The sequence below is a fragment of the Rhizobium phaseoli genome (assembly GCF_003985125.1).
In the GTDB taxonomy this organism is placed as follows: Bacteria; Pseudomonadota; Alphaproteobacteria; order Rhizobiales; family Rhizobiaceae; genus Rhizobium; species Rhizobium phaseoli.
In genome coordinates, this window is sequence record NZ_ML133576.1 from 1 (window position 1) to 19,535 (window position 19,535).

Annotated in this window: 18 protein-coding genes and 1 pseudogene; 10 read left to right on the plus strand and 9 right to left on the minus strand. The window is 63.4% G+C overall.

The window, feature by feature from the left end:
• On the minus strand, positions 1 to 531 hold a 531-nt coding region (locus EFD56_RS19590), incomplete at its 3' end, for a hypothetical protein (protein ID WP_126906016.1).
• Between the two features lie 98 nt (positions 532 to 629).
• Between EFD56_RS19590 and EFD56_RS19595 the strand changes: the two genes are divergently transcribed.
• Positions 630 to 1,001, plus strand: a complete 372-nt coding sequence (locus tag EFD56_RS19595) for a hypothetical protein (protein WP_064824316.1) — start codon at positions 630 to 632, stop codon at positions 999 to 1,001.
• 352 nt (positions 1,002 to 1,353) lie between these two features.
• On the opposite strand, the gene EFD56_RS19600 is transcribed toward EFD56_RS19595, so the two are convergent.
• The 3 genes from EFD56_RS19600 to EFD56_RS19610 all read right to left on the minus strand — a co-directional run bounded on the left by EFD56_RS19600 (position 1,354) and on the right by EFD56_RS19610 (position 5,469).
• Positions 1,354 to 2,544, minus strand: coding sequence for a hypothetical protein (locus EFD56_RS19600; RefSeq protein ID WP_064829769.1), 1,191 nt, complete (start codon positions 2,542 to 2,544; stop codon positions 1,354 to 1,356).
• 73 nt (positions 2,545 to 2,617) lie between these two features.
• A complete protein-coding gene (locus EFD56_RS19605; RefSeq protein WP_126906017.1) occupies positions 2,618 to 3,274 on the minus strand; it encodes a hypothetical protein in 657 nt (218 codons plus the stop codon).
• Positions 3,275 to 3,351: 77 nt separating this feature from the next.
• Positions 3,352 to 5,469 (minus strand): ParB/RepB/Spo0J family partition protein, encoded by a 2,118-nt coding sequence (locus EFD56_RS19610; RefSeq protein ID WP_126906018.1) that lies wholly within the window; start codon positions 5,467 to 5,469, stop codon positions 3,352 to 3,354.
• Here EFD56_RS19610 and EFD56_RS19615 point away from each other — a divergent pair.
• Positions 5,461 to 6,051: a cysteine hydrolase family protein gene (locus EFD56_RS19615; RefSeq protein WP_237353198.1), complete on the plus strand. Its 591-nt coding sequence runs from the start codon at positions 5,461 to 5,463 to the stop codon at positions 6,049 to 6,051. The two genes, EFD56_RS19610 and EFD56_RS19615, sit on opposite strands and share 9 nt — an antisense overlap.
• Positions 6,044 to 6,199: pseudogene (locus EFD56_RS19620) on the plus strand (cupin domain-containing protein); the annotation flags it as partial. The gene EFD56_RS19615 and the pseudogene EFD56_RS19620, both read left to right, overlap by 8 nt.
• Positions 6,200 to 6,304: 105 nt before the next feature.
• Here the strand turns inward: EFD56_RS19620 and EFD56_RS19630 are convergent.
• From EFD56_RS19630 to EFD56_RS19645, 4 genes are read right to left on the minus strand one after another with little or no spacing between them, the layout of a single operon-like run.
• Positions 6,305 to 7,744, minus strand: coding sequence for a coniferyl aldehyde dehydrogenase (locus tag EFD56_RS19630; RefSeq protein WP_126906019.1), 1,440 nt, complete (start codon positions 7,742 to 7,744; stop codon positions 6,305 to 6,307).
• Positions 7,745 to 7,765: 21 nt separating this feature from the next.
• Complete coding sequence (locus EFD56_RS19635; RefSeq protein WP_126906020.1) at positions 7,766 to 8,872, minus strand: NAD(P)-dependent alcohol dehydrogenase; 1,107 nt, start codon at positions 8,870 to 8,872, stop codon at positions 7,766 to 7,768.
• A 54-nt stretch (positions 8,873 to 8,926) separates the two neighbouring features.
• A complete protein-coding gene (locus EFD56_RS19640; protein ID WP_097603204.1) occupies positions 8,927 to 9,751 on the minus strand; it encodes a p-hydroxycinnamoyl CoA hydratase/lyase in 825 nt (274 codons plus the stop codon).
• A 42-nt stretch (positions 9,752 to 9,793) separates the two neighbouring features.
• Complete coding sequence (locus EFD56_RS19645; RefSeq protein WP_126906021.1) at positions 9,794 to 11,380, minus strand: AMP-binding protein; 1,587 nt, start codon at positions 11,378 to 11,380, stop codon at positions 9,794 to 9,796.
• Positions 11,381 to 11,590: 210 nt separating this feature from the next.
• Between EFD56_RS19645 and EFD56_RS19650 the strand changes: the two genes are divergently transcribed.
• Positions 11,591 to 12,076 (plus strand): MarR family winged helix-turn-helix transcriptional regulator, encoded by a 486-nt coding sequence (locus tag EFD56_RS19650; RefSeq protein ID WP_064832525.1) that lies wholly within the window; start codon positions 11,591 to 11,593, stop codon positions 12,074 to 12,076.
• Positions 12,077 to 12,104: 28 nt separating this feature from the next.
• Here EFD56_RS19650 and EFD56_RS19655 read toward each other — a convergent pair whose 3' ends face one another.
• On the minus strand, positions 12,105 to 13,004 hold the full coding sequence (locus tag EFD56_RS19655; RefSeq protein WP_126906022.1) for a helix-turn-helix transcriptional regulator: 900 nt from the start codon (positions 13,002 to 13,004) through the stop codon (positions 12,105 to 12,107).
• A 261-nt stretch (positions 13,005 to 13,265) separates the two neighbouring features.
• Here EFD56_RS19655 and EFD56_RS19660 point away from each other — a divergent pair, with 261 nt between their 5' ends.
• The 6 genes from EFD56_RS19660 (at position 13,266) to EFD56_RS19685 (ending at position 19,499) form a co-directional block, all read left to right on the plus strand.
• Positions 13,266 to 14,699, plus strand: coding sequence for an aldehyde dehydrogenase (locus tag EFD56_RS19660; protein WP_206513419.1), 1,434 nt, complete (start codon positions 13,266 to 13,268; stop codon positions 14,697 to 14,699).
• A 66-nt stretch (positions 14,700 to 14,765) separates the two neighbouring features.
• Positions 14,766 to 16,070 carry an ABC transporter substrate-binding protein gene (locus tag EFD56_RS19665; RefSeq protein WP_126906024.1) on the plus strand — a complete coding sequence of 435 codons (1,305 nt, stop codon included), beginning with the start codon at positions 14,766 to 14,768 and terminating at the stop codon, positions 16,068 to 16,070.
• A gap of 6 nt (positions 16,071 to 16,076) precedes the next feature.
• Complete coding sequence (locus EFD56_RS19670; RefSeq protein WP_064830304.1) at positions 16,077 to 16,829, plus strand: ABC transporter ATP-binding protein; 753 nt, start codon at positions 16,077 to 16,079, stop codon at positions 16,827 to 16,829.
• Positions 16,826 to 17,554: an ABC transporter ATP-binding protein gene (locus EFD56_RS19675; RefSeq protein WP_004671441.1), complete on the plus strand. Its 729-nt coding sequence runs from the start codon at positions 16,826 to 16,828 to the stop codon at positions 17,552 to 17,554. The genes EFD56_RS19670 and EFD56_RS19675 overlap by 4 nt, the downstream gene beginning before the upstream one ends.
• Positions 17,551 to 18,465 (plus strand): branched-chain amino acid ABC transporter permease, encoded by a 915-nt coding sequence (locus EFD56_RS19680; protein ID WP_126906025.1) that lies wholly within the window; start codon positions 17,551 to 17,553, stop codon positions 18,463 to 18,465. The genes EFD56_RS19675 and EFD56_RS19680 overlap by 4 nt, the downstream gene beginning before the upstream one ends.
• Positions 18,462 to 19,499 carry a branched-chain amino acid ABC transporter permease gene (locus EFD56_RS19685; RefSeq protein WP_126906026.1) on the plus strand — a complete coding sequence of 346 codons (1,038 nt, stop codon included), beginning with the start codon at positions 18,462 to 18,464 and terminating at the stop codon, positions 19,497 to 19,499. Before EFD56_RS19680 ends, EFD56_RS19685 begins: the two co-directional genes overlap by 4 nt.
• The last annotated feature ends 36 nt before the right edge of the window (positions 19,500 to 19,535 follow it).

Genomic DNA, 19,535 nt, shown 5'->3' on the forward strand with positions numbered 1-19,535 from the left:
CCAGACGCGCTGCTTACCGGCGCCATCGATAGTGATGTCGACATAATGCGGCTGCGAACGCACATTGGGGCGCACCATCGTGTAGCCTAGGCATTGGCGGCGCCCCTCGACGGGCTGCCAATGTGGCAACAGGACCGAATTGCCGCGGGAAGTGTAATCGTCGCCATTCCAGCAGAGGCTGTTGCTCACCGGCTGCGGCGATATCGACACGCAAGTTGCTTGCCGCCCGCCGGGACCCACGTCGTTCGTCAGCTTGTAGCCGTCATCGCAATAATAAGGCTCATAACCCGGCCGTGAACTCTGAAAACCAACGCCGCTGCACGTCGGGAACGGATGCCCCTCCGCGAGCTCCCGCCACAGTTTCTGGATCGGCGGCCGGCATTCGGCATATTGTGTCGGCCCGCCGGGATTGGAAAGGCATAGGATAACCTGGCATCCCCAATCTTCGGCCCGCGCTTTATCGCCGGAAATAAGATAGGGTGACATTGTGCAGCAGGTGGCAAGCAGGATATTCAGCAGAAGGTTTTTCATGGGACAGACCCTCAGGCATCACAATGCAAGAGCGCACACCGGACAAATTACCCGGTCAGCGTGTGAATTTACTGCCCTATATAACACAGTTAAATGACATGGCAAGAGCATTGAAGACGCAATGGCACAGCCTCGCCTTCTCAGGTCTCATCCTGCACGAGATCCTCGATCATCCGCTTCAGGACGAGACCCCGCAGGCCAGGCTGAAGCAGGTCGGCATGATGACCATCATCTACAGCATGAACCAGGCTCACCAGAAGCTAACCCTTTCCAGCATAATGGAAGTTACGGCTCTGACACGCACCGGCGTCAAGGAGACGGTCGATCTTCTGGTGAAGCGGGGAATGTTGAACGAGACGATCGTGAAGAACTCGATGGGCCGGGGGACGGCGCGGCAATTCGAGATCTCTGAGGAGCTGCTGAACAAGCTGAGTTCCTTCCGCACCGGCGAGGTCGCCGGGTTAAACTGACTGATATTCGGCTTTAAAAAGAAGCGGGATGGCGAATCGCATGCCGCTCCCGATCATGCGGGCTGCCGGCAGCCAAGGACGCTCGGGCAGCCCGCCCGCAGGGCGGGTTCCAATCGAACAATGAAGAGTATCGGAGAAATCAGCATAGCGGCGCCATGAGGCGGATTTCGGGAATTCTCGCCACGCTAAGGGCGGAACAGGGCAGCCGCGGGAGCCTCAGCATAGCGGCCGTCAGGGAGGCGGAACCGACTGCCCCCGCCCGTGCGTTCCTTTTGCGGCTTTTGAAAATGACGATGCCGTCGACCGGTTCGGGCGGGCCGACGGCATCGTGATGAGACGCGTTCAGGCTTGATCAGACAGCACTTTCAAGCAGTTTCTTGGCCTTGCCCTCCAGCTCAAGGCGGGTGTCCTGGTTGGTCTTCGTGCGTGCCAGCGCCGTGATCCCCTGTACGAAGTCAAAGATCGACTCCGGCGGCCGGCCTTCTTCCGACAAAACCATCTCGATCACCTTGCTGGTTTCGCCCTTTGAGAAGCCGCGCCGGCGCAGGAAGGTCTCGCGATCCTCATCCTTGCCGGCGACAATCCGCTCGCGCGCAGCCCTGATTCCGGCCACGAACGGAGCCGGCGAGGAATTGGCAAAGCTTTCCAACGCGGGCGCTGCCTCGTGCGCAAAACGCTGCTCGGCAAATTTCGAGTGCCGGATGGTGATTTCCGCGAAGTTTTCCGTGCCCCAGAGGTTGCGATTGGCGCAGACGGCGCGGAGATAGAAGGAGGCGATACCGAGCGTCTTCGATCCGACCTCCGAGTTCCAAGCGTAAAAGCCGCGGAAATAGAGGTCCGGTTCGCCATTTGGCAGCCGTCCGGCTTCGATCGGATGGGTGTCGTCGACCAAGAACAGGAAGACGTCGCGGTCGCTGGCATAGAGCGTCGTCGTGTCCTTGGTGATATCGACGAACGGGTTGTGCGTCATCGTCGCCCAATCGAGGACGCCAGGCACCTTCCACATCGTATCGCCGGTGCCATTGCCGGCGATCTTCATCACCGCCGAGACCAGTTCATGGTCCCAGATGCGACCGTATTCCGGCCCGGTGACGGCCCTGAGTTCGAGCCGGCCATCGTCCATCTCGAGCGTTTTCACCAGTTCGGCACGGTGATTGAGCAGACCATGCTGAAGATTGATGGCGGCAAGCGGCGCCGGCAGCTGGCGCATGTAGGTGGCGGGAGCTCCAACCAGGCTGCAGAGCTGACCGTAGCTCCAATGGGTCGGGGCGATCGGCTGGCGCTCACCGGGAACGAGGAGCTCGAGCCGCTCGGCATTATCGCGGGTGGCCTCGACGCGGATCGCCGCACTTTCGATCGTTCGCGCATGAGCGCGGTCCGCCCGGGACCGGACGGTGTCGTAGAGCTCGGTCAGGGACATGAACCGTTCGTCGTCAGGGCGCGAAAACCATTCCGACGAAACGCGGCCGATCCGTTCGCCACGGGAAATATCGACTTTGAAGCCAGAAACTGTCGGCCGAGTGTTGGTGCTGAGAGTGTTCATTGGACTATCTCCTGAAAAGCAAGAGCCCGGCGCATTGGCCGGGCTGGGTTGAGGGTATAAGGGCGGAAAAGGATCATTCTCGATGGAGGCGCCGGTGCGCTGCCCGGATCGCCGTCAGGGCCGCCTGGAATTCGACGTTGCTGACGACATCAGAGACGTCCGTCGTCGTCGCCATGGAGACGCACGCCTGGTGGATCTCGTCATCGCTCACCGCCTCGGTCGAAAGCCCGCCAAAACGGTGATCGACCTCGAGAACAGCGACGATGGCCTCGCGAACCCGGTCTTCCTGCAGCCGGGCGAGAACGTGGACAGGACTCGGCGGTTCGGCAGGCTCATCAGGATCCGGACCTCCCGCGAGAATGGCTTCTCCTCGCGCAATCTCCCAAGCTGAACGATTAAGCCAGTCGAGTGACGGCTCTCGGTTGGCATGGGCGTCGTCGAAAAAGACCTTCAGCAGGCCGAGCAGGATCTCGAAATGACGAGCCCGACGCTGGAGCGTGTCCTCGAACTGCGACGGTACCGGGATCGATGGGCCGTTATAAGCAGTGTGCGCTCCTTCCCAGGCGCCGGTGACATGGACCCGGCGGGAGGAATCGTGATCATTCCCGGCCATCTTCCAGTTGTCGTCGTCGATTGCTGCACGGCAGGCCGCCTCCAACGTCTCGGCGGCATAGGTGCGATGCCGGACAACCGGCAAGTGAAAGGTGGTTTCGATCGTAAAATCGGACATTACACTCTCCTGGAAACGGATGCGGCCCGGTCTCATTTCGGAGCCGGGCCGTCGGTTCAGTCTCGTGAAACGGGGGGTTATTCGGCCGCGTCGAGATGCCGGTGTTCGTCGATCTCGTCAGTTGGCGCGGAGGCATTATCCGCGGCGTCGGTGAGGAAAGCCGGGAGATCAGGCGCCGGTGTCTCGACTGTCCCGCCATCAGCAATCTCGCCGGCTTCGACAATCCCCTGCTCGAACGAGGCGCTGTCTGTGACAAGCCGAAGCGGTTCGGGTAGCCAGCCGCTATTGGTCATCAGCCGTTCGGCTTCAAGAGCCATGTCGGCCTTCTTGAGATGGCCGATCAGTTCCGCCGACCGATTGCCCCTCGCCTCGCGGACCGCCTGCAGGATACGAGCCTTGGTGACGCGTCCGAAGTAGTTGTCAGCCGTCGGCGTCCATCCTGCCTCGACCATCCCAAAACCGATTGAGCGGGCCAGTTGATCGGCGTGCGCGATTGCGCGGGTTCGCTTGTTCCAGGGCTCGATCACAGCATTGACCGATAGCGAGGCGCAATGCGCAAAAAGCGCCTGTCGGCTCACATCGTCGAGACCGATCAGAAACGCCCAGAGATCATTCGGATCCCTGGGAAGATCCTGGCCCCAGCCCTCCTGCCGCTGGTCGATTTCCTTTGCCCATACCGTGTCGCCGAGCCCGTCAGTTTGGCTGAATTTCGCGCTCTGCAACGTTATCTCCAGGCATGAGTCCGAACCATAGGAATAGAAGGTCTTCAACACGAAGGCGTGCAGCACGGCAATGAAGGCCACGACCGGATCGTTGGCGAGCCCATTGCGGAGCGCAACAGTCCGCGCGGCCGTCAGATCGAGAACCAGGCGATCGGGTAGCGGTTTGACCGTCTCATCCTCGTCTTCCGATTGATCACCGCCAGCAGCCGTTTCCTCGGTGACGGATGAACGGCCATTGAGATCGACGCTACCACCATCGTCAGCATCGAAGGCCTCGACGTCCGCTTTTTGCTCATCTTCGGGCCGTACGAACCCCCGTTCTATCTTGAGCTCGCCGCCGGCGCCAAGCGAAACAAAGACGCCGCCGCGAGCAACGTCCTCGGCGTCGAAGACATAGGGTCGATCATGGAGCCGGTCGATCTCGGTGCCGAGTTCCTCGAGCCTCTGTTCGGTTGCCGCGGAATATTCGCTCGCCTTGGCATACTCCGCATCGAGCTTGTCGTATTCGGCCCGTGTAGCATCGTAGCGGGCGCGCTCCTCCTCGGCCATCTCGGCCTGCGCCCCGTAGAAGCGACGAAGCCCGGATGTATGGCCATAGGAAAAATCGAAAGCGGCTTCGATCCATTTCCAGCCTTCGGCCTCCTGGATCGCATCGGCGTCAGCCTTGAGTTTTTCGAGCGCGAGCTGCTCCAGAAGCACCGGATCCTGCAGCCATCCGCCCTGATCCTGTTCGAACAGATCGCGCATCACCACGCCGCCGGCCGCTTCATAGACATCGACGCCGACATAGACGGCGCGCCGGTCACTGGCGCGGATCGCGGATTCAGTCAGTAAGCGCCGGATGTAATATGGCTCGCGACTATGCGATCGGGAGAGCCTATCCCAGACCTGTTCCTGGCGGACACGATCGTTGGTGATCGAGAACGCCATGATCTGCTCGAGGTTCATTTCGTCTTCGGCGTAGAGATCGAGAAGCCGGGACGAGACGGACGCAAGCCGCAGGCGCTGCCTCACCGTGGCGACCGAGACGAAGAACCGCGCAGCGATTTCTTCCTCGCCGAGCCCCTGCTCCCGCAGCGCCTGGAAGGCGCGGAACTGATCAAGAGGATGCAGGCTGACGCGATGGACGTTTTCAGCAAGGGAATCCTCAACCTCCGACGTCCCACTGCTGCTGATGATGCACGGAACGCCGGCGGTTTGGCCAAGCCGTTTCTGCGACACGAGCCACTCAAGAGCACGATAGCGACGCCCGCCGGCCGGGATGCGGTACATACCGGTTTCTTTGCCCTCATGATTAAGTTCGGGCCGAACGTTAAGGCTGGCCAAAAGACCGCGGTGGGCGATGTCCTCCGCAAGATCCTCGATCGACACACCCGCCTTGATCTTGCGGACGTTCTGCTGGCTGAGCACCAGCTTGTTGAAGGGGATGTCGCGGGCTGCACTGAGGGTGATTTTCTGGATGGCTTGTGCCATGTCGTTTCTCCATGGCGGACCGGCTGGAGCCTCTCTCCAAACCTCTCATTCCGCCACGGCCTCCCCTTCCCTCCTCTGCCTCTCACTCGGCCGGCCAGCAACAGCATCGCCGATGGTGTCCTCCTCCTCAGCCGCGCCCGAGATCCGGGCCCGCATTATGAAAGCCCGCAATTCAGGCACGGCCGTCCTGCTCCGAGCGGCGACGAAGGCCCCATGGGCCGCATCCTCATAGCTGGCGAGCCGGGAACGGCGATCCTACCGGAGCTTGCTCCGATCGATGGCGAAGTGGTGATCGAAAAGCCCGGCAAAGGCGCCTTCTATGCCACCGGACTCGCGGAGGCGCTGCAGCGAAAGGGCATCAGGCAACTGGTCTTTGCTGGCGTGACCACCGAGGTCTGCGTTCAGACGACCATGCGCGAGGCGAACGACCGCGGCTATGAGTGCTTGCTCGCCGAGGAGGCGACGGAAAGCTACTTTCCCGAGTTCAAGGCCGCCGCCATCGCCATGATCCGCGCCCAGGGCGCGATCGTCGGCTGGACCGCCCATGTCGACGACATTCTGGAAAGCATTGCCCATGCCTGAAACCACCCGCGAACTTCTGACATCCGGCGGCTGGAAGGAATTGGCATTCGGCCCCTTTCGCGATCAGGTGACCATCCATTGGATCCGTCCCTTCGAGGACGACCAGCCGGGCGTGGCGCTGCTGAAATACGAGGCCGGCGGCGTCATCATCACCACCAAGCTGAGCTTCAGGAATGGGTTAGCGTCTTCGGCGACGCCAAGATGACCACCGCGCTGCTCGATCGGCAGCGCGCCGCCGCCGCCCGTGATGCCCTTACTTGCAGATCGCCGCGGCGAGAAAGCCACGCATCGCATCGCCGAAAGGCGGCCGCATCATGTATTCGGCTTCTACCATCCTGCTCTGGTGATAGACGGCGCGTGGATGCGAGAAGGTGAGGAAACCGAACTTACCGTGATAGGCGCCCATGCCGGAATGGCCGACACCGCCGAAAGGCAGACCTTCCGCCGTGACGTGGCTCATGCAGTCGTTGACCGTCACGCCGCCGGAGGTCGTATTGTCGAGTACACGACGCTCTTCATCGGGGTCCCGGCCGAAATAATAGAGCGCAAGCGGCCGCGGCTTGGCATTGATGCGGTCGATGACATCGGCAATATCCCGATAGGCGATGACCGGCAGCACCGGCCCGAAGATTTCCTCCTGCAGGATGCGCATGTCTTCCGTAGGATCGAGGATGAGGGTCGGCGGCATGCGGTGGGCCGATTGCTGTGAAAAATTCTCGTCCGCTGGGTTGATCTCGACGACACGGGCGCCCCTGGCCCTGGCATCGTCGATCAGCGCCTGGACGCGGGCGTGATGGCGGGCATTGACGATCGAGGTGTAATCAGGATTTTCCTTCAATCCCGAATACATTGCGCCGACCGCAGCGACTGCATGTTTGGCGAAGGCCGCCACGCTTTCCTCGGGCACATAGGCGTAGTCCGGCGCCAGGCAGATCTGGCCGGCATTCAGTGTCTTGACGGTCATGACCCGGCGCGCCGCATCTGCAAGGTCGGCCGAACGGCCGACGACGACGGGCGACTTGCCGCCGAGTTCGAGCGTCAACGGCGTCAGGTTTTCCGCCGCCGCGCGCATGACATGATGGGCGATCGCGGTGCCGCCGGTAAAGATCAGGTGGTCGAAAGCAAGCGATGTAAAGGCCGTGCCCGTGGCCGGCCCGCCCTGAACGACGGCGATTTCCGTTTCATCGAAGGCGCCGGCGATGAGTTGCGCCATCAAGGCCGCCGATGCCGGGGTGACCTCCGACGGCTTGATCATCGCGCGGTTGCCGGCGGCAAGGATGCCGGCCAGCGGGGCAAGGGCGAGCTGATAGGGAAAATTCCAGGGGCTGAGGATCCCGATCACCCCTTTCGGCTGGTAGACCACCTCGGCGACCGCATCCGGGAACAAGGCCTCATGCTGCTCGGGCTTCAGCCATTCGGCCACATGGGCCTTGGCGTATTTCAGCGAACCGACGCAGGTGAAAACGTCGAGAAGCAGGCTCGCCTCGACACTGCGGCTGCCGAAATCCTCCGACAGGGCGGCGGCAATCGCGTCCTTATGATCGACGAGAAGGGCGATGACGCGATCGATGCGATCGATGCGGGTCGCAATATCAGGTGGCCCTTCCTTAAGCAAAGACGCCCTTTGCCGGGCAAGCAGCGCCTTCATGGCGTCGGGGCTGGTATCGACGGTGATTGGGCTGACGATGTTCATTCTTTCCTCCCTTGAACTGTCTCAGGCGGCCGGCTGACGCACGACCGGTTTCAGCACTATGCCCCTTTGCGCATCCTCCACCGCCTGGTTGATGTCGGCGAAATCATAGAAGGTGACCAGCCTGTCGAAGGGAAAGCGGCCCTGTCTGTGAAGGTCGATCAAAAGCGGGATCAGCACATCGGGATTGGAGTCGCCCTCGACGATGCCGCGCACCCGGCGTCCGCCGGAGAGAATATGGGTGAGGTCGAGCGTCAGCGTCGCGCCGTGCGGCGAAGCCCCGACGATGCCGCAGGTGCCGCGCGGCGCGAGCACCCGCACGCATTGGTCGATGACGGCGGGCACGCCGGAGGCATCGATCGCATAATCGACGCCGGCGCCGGTCAGCGCCATGATCGCGGCGACCGCATCGCCGGTCTTGCCGTCGACAATATCGGTCGCGCCGAGCTCAGCCGCAAGCGCCAGCCGCGCCACATTGACGTCGACCGCGATGACCCTGGAAGCGCCAACGACCCGCGCCGCCATCACGGCGGCAAGCCCCACCGAACCCATGCCGAAAACCGCAAGCACTTTTCCCGGCTCGACCTTCAATGCATTCATGACCGCGCCGGCGCCGGTCTGGATGCCGCAGGCAAGCGGCCCGAGCAGCGCCAGATCGGCGTCATCAGGTACTTTGACGATGTTGCGTTCGTGGCAGAGCGCATGGCTGGCGAAAGAGGACTGCCCGAAAATATTCCCGTGCACCCGCTCCCCCCGATAGGAAAGCCCGCTCGAACCATCCGCCCGCGAACCGAAGAAATTGCGCGGAAAGAATTCGTGGCAGTAGGTCTCCTCGTGATCGTTGCAGCTCGGGCAATGACCGCAGGAATTGAAGGTCATGACCACGTGATCGCCGGGCGCCACCTTGCTGACGCCGGGCCCGACGCGTTCGACGATGCCGGCGCCTTCATGGCCGAGCACGACCGGCTGCGGCACCGGCAGGTGCTGATCGCGCATGACGATGTCGGTATGGCAAACTCCCGTTGCCACGACGCGGACCAGGATCTCGCCCTCGCGCGGCTCCTCCAAATCGAGGCTTTCCAGTGAAAGCGGCATATGCGGCGCACGCGCCACCGCGGCGTGAATCTTCATTGCTTCCTCCTCCCGATAGCAATCCGTCACGGCCCGGCCATGCCAGGCCTGACCTCAACGGCCGCGCTTGTAAGCGCCGAGTCCCGGCTGATAGGTCTTGTCGTCGAGGAACTGTTTCAGCCCTTCATCGCGCCCCTTGGTCTTGTCGAGAAACAGCATCTGCTCCAGCTTGGCGTAGATGTAGTCGTCAGCAAGATCCCACGGCAGGTTGCGCACGCGCTTGTAGGTGTCCTTGGCCGCCTTCAGCGTCACCGGGTTCTTTTCGAGCAGGCTGGCGCAGATCTTGCGGACGCGGGCTTCGAGCTCTGCGAGCGGCACCGCCTCGTTGACGAGACCCATTTCCGCAGCCTTGCGCCCGCCGAACAGCTCGCCAGTCATGATGTAGTAGAGCGCGTCGCGGTGGCGCATCACCTCGGCCACCGCACGGGTGACGTTGCCGCCCGGTAGAATGCCCCAATTGATCTCGGAGAGGCCGAAATTCGCTTCCTCGGCAGCAATGGCGAGATCGCAGGAGACGAGCGGCGTGAAGGCACCGCCGAAGCACCAGCCGTTGACCATGGCGATCGTCGGCTTTTCGAAATACATCAGCCGGCCCCACCAGCCGCCGGATTGGCGCCGCGCTTTCAGCGTGGCATCGCGCGGCTTGTCGTCGTTGTCGCGGAAATATTCCTTCAGATCCATGCCGGCCGACCAGGATTGGCCGGCGCCGCGCAGCACGAGAACGCCGCAGCGCTCGTCGCCTTCGAGTTCGTCGAGCACCTCGAGCATCCGGGCATTGAGCGCCGGGTTCATCGCATTGCGCTTTTCCGGACGGTTCAGCGTCACGAAGGCGATGCCGCCATCGAATTCGACCAGGACTGGCGATGTGTTTTCAGTCATAGGTTCACTCCATTGGTTTCGGCGTGATTGGCCGCAGCCGCTTCACATGGCCTGTCGTTGAAGGATTTCTTCGGAATGGTGCTGGCGCAGAACATGTTTCTGCACCTTGCCGGAGGCAGTTCGGGCAATGGTCTCGACGAAGAGGATGCAGACCGGGCGCTTGAAGGCGGCGAGCCTTTCCGCGCAATGGCCGGCGATCTCCTCGCCCGTCGCCGCAACTCCCGGCCGCAGCACGACATAAGCGACGCCGCATTCGCCCCACCTTTCGTCGGGAACGCCGATGACGGCGGCGTCGAGAACGGCGGGATGACTTGCGAGCGCGGCCTCGACCTCGGCGGGATAAACATTTTCGCCGCCGCTGATGTACATGTCCTTCAGCCGGTCGACGATGCGATAGAAGCCGTTGGCCTCGCGCCGGCCGAGATCGCCGGTGCGGTACCAGCCGTCGGTAAAGGCCGCCGCAGTTTCCCGCGGCTTGTTCCAGTATCCCGACGTCACCGCCGGCCCCCGCAGCCAGAATTCGCCGATCTCGCCCTCCCCGACGTCGCGGCCATCCTCGCCGACAATGCGGATGTCGAGCAGCGGCGCCGGAAGGCCTACGCTGCCGGGATTGTCCTGCACGGCGCGCCGGTCGATCGGCACATGCAGCACCGTTCCCGCTTCGCTCATGCCGTAGCCGTTGACCAGTGCGACGCCGTCGTCGAGATAGCTTTCGATCAGCGTCTGCGTCAGCGGCGCGCCGCCGACGAAGAGCGCGTGCAGGCCGGAAAGAGCCGCAGCGCTATAGGCAGGATCGTTGCGCAAGGCGAGCGCAATCTGCGGCACGGCGAAGTAATGGGTGATGGCGCGTTCACGGTCGGCAAGGGCCGCGAGCGTGCGCGCCGGCGTGAAGCGGTCGGAGACGACGAGCGTACCGCCAAGCATCAAGGTCGTGCGCGCTACCGCGATCAGCCCGATCGTATGGAAGAACGGCAGGTCGCAGAGCGCGACGGCGCCCGGTCCGATCTCGCCGACGAAGGAAAAATTGACCGCGGCGAAAAAGGCGTTGCGGCGGCTGATGACGACGCCCTTCGCCTGTCCCGTCGTGCCCGACGTATAGAGAAGGATGCAAGCTCGGTCGGCATCAGCGGACACCGGGGCGGCAGGCAGGCTCGCCTCGATCCGCGCGGCAAGGGCAGCCGGGCCATCAGCCGTCGAAATCACCGTCATCTCGGGATCGGCTTCGGCAAGGATCGCCACGGCGGATGAAAACTCCTCGTCATGGACCAGGAGAAGCGGCGCGCAATCGGCAAGGATCGGCCGAAGCTCGGCGGCGTTAAGCCGCCAGTTGAGCGGCACGTAGATGGCGCCGGCGCGCTGGCAGGCAAAGGCAAGCACGATTGAATCCACGGAATTGCGCGCCAGCATGGCCACACGCGCTCCGTCCCGCCGCACCCCAAGCAACGCGACCAGAAAACCGGCGCAGCGTGCAATCCGCCGATCGAGTTCGGCATAGGTAAGCTGCCGGCCGGTGGCAATCTCGAACAGAGCCTGACGATCCGGTGCGACGCGGGCACGGTAGAGGACCGGATCGTCCTGCACCAGCCCGCAATCCGCCGGCGAAGCCATCCCGGAAAAGGAATGCGCCATATTCTCCTCCCATGCCCTCCGCTCCTCCGGCGGGCATCAAATTTGTATGCTACACATACTAATATCGTTTTCCGGCAGGATGCAAGATGCTGTCTAAAGAAAATCCGAAAGCCCAAGCGGACGAAAAAATGCTTTCGGCCGCCGCATAAGGCATATTGACTAACCCGCTGATTTTGATGGTTATGGCGCCGCAACGAGGCGGGACGAACGATGGCCGGAAAACTACCGCAGGATGATTTCGAGACAGAGGAGGTTTCCGCAACGCCTCGTCTCCACGTCGGCCGGCTTGGCGATCTCCTGGGCTTTCACCTGCGCATGGCGCATGTCGCGATCTATCGCGACTTCGCGGAAACCATGGAAGAGCTGGCGCTGACACAGAAGCAGCTCGCGGTGATGGAACTCATCTCGGCCAATCCGGGCGCGTCGCAGATCGACCTCGCCAACACGCTCGGCACCGACCGCGCTACCATGATGGCCCTCGTCAACCGTTTGGCCGCCCGCGACTTCATCGAACGCCGCCCCTCCGCGGCAGACCGCCGCCGCCAGGAACTGCATCTGACGCCGGCCGGTGACGCGATGCTCGTGCAGGCACGCGAGCGGATCGACAGGCATGAACAGCATTTTATCGACCTGTTTTCGGCCGATGAAATGGATGCGCTGCTCACCGCGCTGAAGCGGATTTACAGGGGGAACTGATGGGCTGCTTCCGGCGCCCGCCTGAGCTCTAGGGCCAGTCCGCATAGCCCGACGAGAGCATGCTGTTTTCCGAACCGGCGGACGCGCGGGCGATCTCGCGGTAGCCGGCGGGCGAAAGGCCGGTCTTGCGCTTGAAGAAATGGCTGAAATAGGTCGGGTCGCGGAAACCGAGACTGTCGGAGATTTCCTGGATATTGCGGGCCGAGCGCTCCAATCTCAGCTTCGCCTCCTGCACCACGCGTTCGTGCAGAAGCTGGATCGGCGAGCGGCCGAGCGCCCTCTGGCAGATGGAATGAAGCCGGTCGGTGGTGACGCCGAGTTCGGCGGCATAATCGCTGATTGGTCGGTGGTTGCGGAAACCGGCCTCGACGAGCTGGCGATATCGCTGCAGGATCGAACCTGTTTCGCCCTGCCCTCGCTCCTCGCCTCTTTCCCCGCCACGGCCGCGCCAAAGCGCCATCAGGACCAGCCTGATATAGGCGGCTGCGACCATCCAGGAGGAGCGGGCGGGATCGCCGAGTTCGCGCACGAAGCCCGTAACCAACGGAGCGACCTCCGCCACCAGCAACGGATCCGCCGCTTCGACCAGCTTGCGCTGCTCGGTGAAGATACGCAGCGAATAGGATTCCACCTTGTCGCCGATCGCATCGACCATGATCTGCGCCGACACGCCGACCAGATGGGCGGCGGTTCCCGCGGCGATCGACAGATCGCAGCGCGCCTGCGGCGGCAGAAAGGCAATCAGCGGCCCGTGCAGCGGCCGGTCTTCGCCGTTGTCGAAATGAAGCTCGCCCCTCCCCTCGCCAAGCAGGAGGAAATGATGGAATTCGGCATAGAGCCCCTTTTGAAAACGAATGCGCCGGTGCGAGAGCGACGGCGCGTACCATTCGCCTCTCGCATAGTGGTGAATCCCCCCGTCCGTCGCCACCGCATCTCCTCCTGCTTCCTGCAAACATGGGCCCATCGCCGGATAATTACAATATTAACCCAGTAAATCGCATTCCATCCTGAAACGATCGGCGTAACCTCATCGTCATCAGCCTTTGGGAGGAGGCACTTCAACAGATGCAGGATAGTCAGGCGGGGTTTTAGCCGCGGCTTCCGCTCGTCCCTCCCTGGCAAAAACAACGCGCCTGCTGGCAGCGCCAGTTGGGGATGAACGGGGAAAACTGTGTTCTCGGCGAAGCTGATGATCAACAACGAGGCGGTGGATGCGGACGACGGGGCGACCTTCGAACGCATCGATCCGTTGACGGGCGACGTCGCGACGATCGCCTCGGCAGGCTCCCCCGCCGACATGGCAAGGGCGGCCAACGCTGCCGCGGCCGCCTTCCCGGACTGGTCGCAGACCGGCCCCGGCGAACGGAGGAGGCTGCTCAACGCCGCCGCCGATATTCTCGAAGCCCGCGCCCCCGAACTCATCGAAGCCATGACCGGCGAGACCGGCGCCACCACCCAATGGGCGGCGATCAATTGCGGCCTCGGCGCAGATATTTTTCGCGAGGCGGCGGCGATGACGACGCAAATCGCAGGCGAGCTCATTCCATCAGGCATTCCCGGAAGCATGGCCATGGCGGTGCGCCAGCCGGCCGGCGTCTGCGTCGGCATCGCGCCCTGGAACGCGCCGATCATCCTCGGCACCCGCGCCGTCGCCATGCCGCTTGCCTGCGGCAATACGGTCGTCCTCAAGGCCTCCGAACTCTGCCCGAAGACCCACGGGCTGGTCGGCGACGTCCTGCGCGACGCCGGCTTCCCGCGCGGCGTCGTCAATGTCGTCTCCAATGCCCCGGGCGATGCCGCCGCTGTTGTCGATGCGCTGATCGCCCATCCGGCCGTGCGCCGCATCAACTTCACCGGCTCCACCCGCGTCGGCCGGATTATCGCCGAAGCCTCGGCACGGCATCTGAAACGCTGCCTGCTCGAACTCGGCGGCAAGGCGCCGTTCATCGTGCTTGCCGACGCCGATATCGACGAGGCGGTCAGTGCCGCCGCTTTCGGCGCCTTCATGAACCAGGGCCAGATCTGCATGTCGACCGAGCGGATCATCCTGATGGACGAGATCGCCGACGGCTTCGTCGGCAAATTCAGGTCGAAGGCAGCAACGCTTATCGCCGGCAATCCCAAGGACGGCAATACGCCGCTCGGCACGCTGATCAACGCCGAGGCCGTGCGCCGTGTGCGGTCGCTGATCGACGACGCTCTCCAGAAAGGCGCCGTCCTCGTCTGCGGCGGCGAGGCGCATGGCACGCTGATGGATGCGACCGTCATCGATCACGTGACGCCGGCCATGCGCATCTATCGCGAGGAGAGTTTCGGGCCGGTCGCGGCGATCATCCGCGTCGGCAGCGTCGACGAGGCCGTGACCGTTGCCAACGACAATGAATACGGGCTCTCGGCGGCCGTCTTCGGCGGTGATGTCAATTCCGCGCTCGCTGTCGCCATGCGGCTCGAATCCGGCATCTGCCACATCAACGAGGCGACCGTTTCCGACGAGCCGCAAATGCCGTTCGGCGGCGTCAAATCGAGCGGCTACGGCCGCTTCGGCGGCAAGGCCGCGATCGACGAATTCACCGAGCTTCGATGGGTCACAATCGCATCGGGAAAACATCAATACCCGATCTGAAGCCAGATCGGCCGGAAATGAACAGGAAACGGGCGGGAGGCCCGCACCAAGAGGGAGAACAATTTCATGAGCAGGACATTCAACACGGCGTCTCTCACGCGCCGCTCTTTCATCGCATCGGCCGCCGCAGGCAGCGCGGCGCTCGCGCTGTCCGGCCGCACGGCCTTCGCCGAGAGCGGCGACACGCTGAAGGTCGGCTTCATCAGCCCACGCACCGGCCCGCTCGGCGGCTTCGGCGAAACGGACGGCTATGTGCTCGATCTCGCACGCAAGGCGCTGGCGAACGGCCTGCAGGCCGGCGGCAAGACCTGGAAGGTTGATATCCTCGACCAGGACACCCAGTCCGATCCCTCGCGGGCCGGGCAACTGGCGAAGGAGCTGATCAACAACCAGGCGATCGACCTGATGCTCGCCGTCTCCACGCCCGAAACGATCAATCCGGTGGCCGACGCCTGCGAGGCGGCCGGCGTGCCGTGCCTTTCGACCGTCATGCCGTGGGAGGCCTGGTATTTCGGCCGCGGCGCCAAGCCCGGCGCACCCTCGCCTTTCAAATGGACCTATCATTTCGGCTTCGGCGTCGAAGAGTTCCACAAGGCCTATGTTTCGCAGTGGAGCCTGATCGAGACCAACAAGAAGGTCGGCGTCATGTATCCCAACGATGCCGACGGCAATGCGATCCGCGCCCATCTGGCGCCCGCCCTCGCCAAGGCGGGCTTCACCATCGTCGATCCCGGTGCCTATGAAACCGGCACCACCGATTTCTCGGCACAGATCGCCCTCTTCCGGCAGGAGGGCGTCGAGATCTTCAACTCCTTCCCCATCCCGCCCGACTTCGCCGCCTTCTGGCGCCAGGCCGCCCAGCAGGGCCTCACCCAGCAGATCAAGATCTGCCAGGTCGCCAAAACAGGACTGTTTCCTTCCGATATCGAGGCGCTCGGCGATCTCGGCATGAACATCGGCAGCGCCGCCTATTGGCACAAGGCCTTCCCCTACAAATCGACGCTGACCGGCGTCTCGGGAACCGAGCTTGCCGACGGCTATGAAGCGGCAAGCGGCAAGCAGTGGACGCAGCAGCTCGGCGCCAGCCTCGCGCTTCTCGATGCCGGCTTCGACGCGCTGAAGGCGAGCAGCGACGCCAAGAACAAGGCTGCCGTCGCCAAGGCGATTGCCACGCTGAAAACGACCACGATCGCCGGCAAGATCGATTTCACCAGCGGTCCGGTCGCCAATGTCTCGCCCGGACCGATCATCGGCACACAATGGGTAAAAGCGGCCGAGGGCTCGAAATTCGCGCTCGACTACGTCGTCACCGAAAACGCCACCGATCCCAACGTCCCGGTCGGCGCCAAGCTCATCGCCTACAACGGATAACGCACGGTGCAGCAGCAAACCCAAAATCGGCCGGGAGGAGCCTTTCTCTCGGCGAACGGAATCCACAAGCGGTTCGGCGCGCTCGTGGTGCTGGAAGATCTCGATTTTTCCATGGGCGATGGCGACGCGGTCGGCATCGTCGGGCCGAATGGCGCCGGCAAGACGACGCTGCTCTCCGTGCTCGCCGGCGCCTTCCCGCCGAGCGCTGGCACGATTACCTTCGATGGCGCCGACGTGACCAGCCGGACAGCGGCGGAGCGCTGCCGCTCGGGGCTGGTGCGCACTCATCAGATCCCGAAACCCTTCAGCGGCATGACGACTTTCGAAAACGTCTTCGTCGCCGCCTCCCATGGCAATGCCGGAAGCCGCGACGAAGCCTATGAGCGGGTGGTGGATTCGCTTTCGCTCTGCGGCATGCTCGGCGTCGCCAACCGCCCGGCCGATACGCTCGGCCTGCTCGATCGCAAACGCCTGGAGCTTGCCCGCGCGCTTGCCACGCAGCCGCGGCTGCTGCTGCTCGACGAGATCGGCGGCGGGCTGACCGATGGCGAAGCGAGCGAACTGGTGGAAACCATTCTCGAATTGCGCCGCCGCGGCATCGGCATCGTCTGGATCGAGCATATCGTCCATATCCTGCTGCAGGTGGCTGAACGGCTGATCTGCATGGATGCCGGCCGGATCATCGCCGATGGCGAGCCGAAAGCGGTCATGAGCAACGCCGAAGTCGTCAAGGCCTATCTTGGAGGAACGCCGGCATGAGCCTTCTCTCCATCCGCAACCTCGACGTCCGCCACGGCCTGCTGCAGGCGGTGCGCGGTGTCAGCTTCGATATCGCCAAGGGTGAGGTGCTGGCGCTGGTCGGCGCCAACGGCGCGGGCAAGACGACGCTGCTTCGATCGATCGCCGGCGCTCACCTGCCCGCCTCTGGCGAGATCCTTCTCGACGGCGAGGATCTTGCCGCCATCCCTTCCCACAAGCGGATCGCCAGGGGCATCGCCCTGGTGCCGGAAGGCCGGCGCCTGTTTTCGCAGATGACCGTCGAGGAGAACCTGCTTCTCGGAAAGAGCTGCGGGCGCAAGGGCGAATGGAGCGTCGACCGCGTCCTCGACGCCTTTCCGAACCTGAAGCCTCGCCGCCACGCCAAGACAGGGCACCTCTCCGGCGGCGAGCAGCAGGCGACCGCCATCGGCCGGGCGCTGATGAGCAACCCCGACATCCTGCTGCTGGACGAGGTCTCGCTCGGGCTTTCGCCGCTCGTCGTCGACCGCGTCTATGCTCAGCTGCAAGCCCTGCTCACATCGGGGACGACGATCGTGCTCGTCGAGCAGGATCTCGCCCGCGCCATGAGTGTCGCAAGCCGCGTCATCTGCATGCTGGAAGGACGCATCGTGCTCGACAGGCCGGCGGCGGCCGTCACCCGCGAGCACGTCACCCAGGCCTATTTCGGATTGCACCGGGCCGCCGGCGAGAGGAGCGCATCATGATCAATTCCCTGCTCCAGGGCATCCTGCTCGGCGGCTATTACGCCGTCATCGCCTGCGGACTGTCCTTCATGTTTTCGGTCATGCGGATCATCAATCTCGCGCATGGCAGCCTGGCGATCGCTGCCGCCTATGGATTGTGGCTGCTCGCCGCCAAAGCCGGCATTCCGCCTTTCGCCGGATTGCTGATCGTGCTGCCCACCATGGCGGTCTTCGGCTCGCTGCTGCAGCGCTTCATCCTGGAACGTAGCGCCCGCGGCGGCACGCTCTTGCCGATCCTGACGACCTTCGGCCTGTCGATCGTCATCGACAACCTGCTGTTCGAACAGTTCGGCGCCGACACGCGCTCGCTCGCGCCCTTCATTGGCAATCTCTCTTATGCGTCGTGGCAGCTGCCGGGCCATATCTTCGTCGGCAAGCTCGCCGTCATGATGATGGTAACGGCGATCCTCCTTCTCGGCGCTCTGCAATTCTTCCTCAGCCGCTTTGCGCTCGGCCGCGCCATCCGCGCCACGGCCGAAGATCCCGATACGGCAGGGCTCGTCGGCATCGATGCACGTCGGGTAAATGCCGTCGCCACGGCAATCACCATGGTCACGATCGGGATCGCCGGCGCCTTTCTCGGAATGCGGGCGACCTTCAGCCCCTATGCGGGCGGGCCGCAGTTGCTCTTCGCCTTCGAGACGGCCGTGATCGGCGGCGCCGGATCGCTCTGGGGCACGCTTGCCGGCGGCATCGTCCTCGGGCTTGCCCAATCGCTCGGCGCGCAGCTGCATCCGCAAGGCTTCCTGATCGGCGGCCATGCCGTGTTCCTGCTCGTGCTTTTCATCAGGCTGTCCCGGTCGGGCATGCCCCTCCTCGATAAACTCGGCGCATTTCTAAAACCCCGCGCGCGTCTCCGGAGCCCGACATGACCTCCCATACGACCTTCGCCTCCCATGGCATGTCGATCGAACGCTGGACGAAATCGTCGCGAGTGGCGCTCGGCTCCATGGCCGCCTTGCTCGTGCTGCTGGCGCTCGCCCCCGCCATCCTCGGCGCCGGTGCGATCGACCGGATGACGGCACTGTTCATTTATGTGGTCCTTGCCGCCATGTGGAATGCGCTCGCCGGTTTCGGCGGCCTCGTCTCGGTCGGCCAGCAGGTGTTTTTCGGCCTCGGCGCCTATTTCACCATTCGCCTCGCCAATGCCGGCCTCGATCCCTTCCTCTCGGTCTTTGCCGCCGCAGTGGTGACCGGCGCGCTCTCGATCCCGCTTTCGCTGTTCATGCTGCGGCTGAAGGGCGGCGAATTCGCGATCGGCATGTGGGTCGTCGCCGAACTCGCCCACCTGCTCGTCAATCTCGACCGGTTGATCCAGGGCGAAACGGGAACCTCGCTGATCTCGCTCAACCTCTATGACAGCGGCATGCGGCGGGCGGCGATCTATTGGCTGGCGCTCGCGTCCATGGCCGCCCTGCTCGGCGCGCTCTTCATGCTGATGCGAGGCCGTGCGGGCGCGGCCATGCAGGCGATCCGTGACAATGAGGAGGCGGCGACCTCGGTCGGCGTGCGGGTCACCGCAACCAAACGGCTGCTCTTCGTACTTGCCGCCTTCGGCATCGCCGTCGCCGGCGGCCTGTGGCTTGCAACCGCCACGACCTTCCAGCCGAAGACCTATTTCAGCGTCCAGTGGACCGCTTACATGATCTTCATGGTGCTGGTCGGCGGCATCGGCAAGTTCGAAGGCGCGATCCTCGGCGCCATCCTGTTCTTCGTTATCGAGACCTTCTTCGGCGGTACCGGCGTCTGGTATCTGATCGGCCTCGGCGCCACCGCTCTGATCTTCTCTCTCTACCTGCCGCGCGGGCTTTGGGGCGAAATCGAACGCCGCTTCGATTTCCAGCTTCTGCCCGTCGGCTATCGGCTGAAACTTCCCGGACCGACCAAGATCAAATGGGAAGAATGAGCCTGCTTGCCTCCAGTTCCTCTTGTGAAAGGTGAC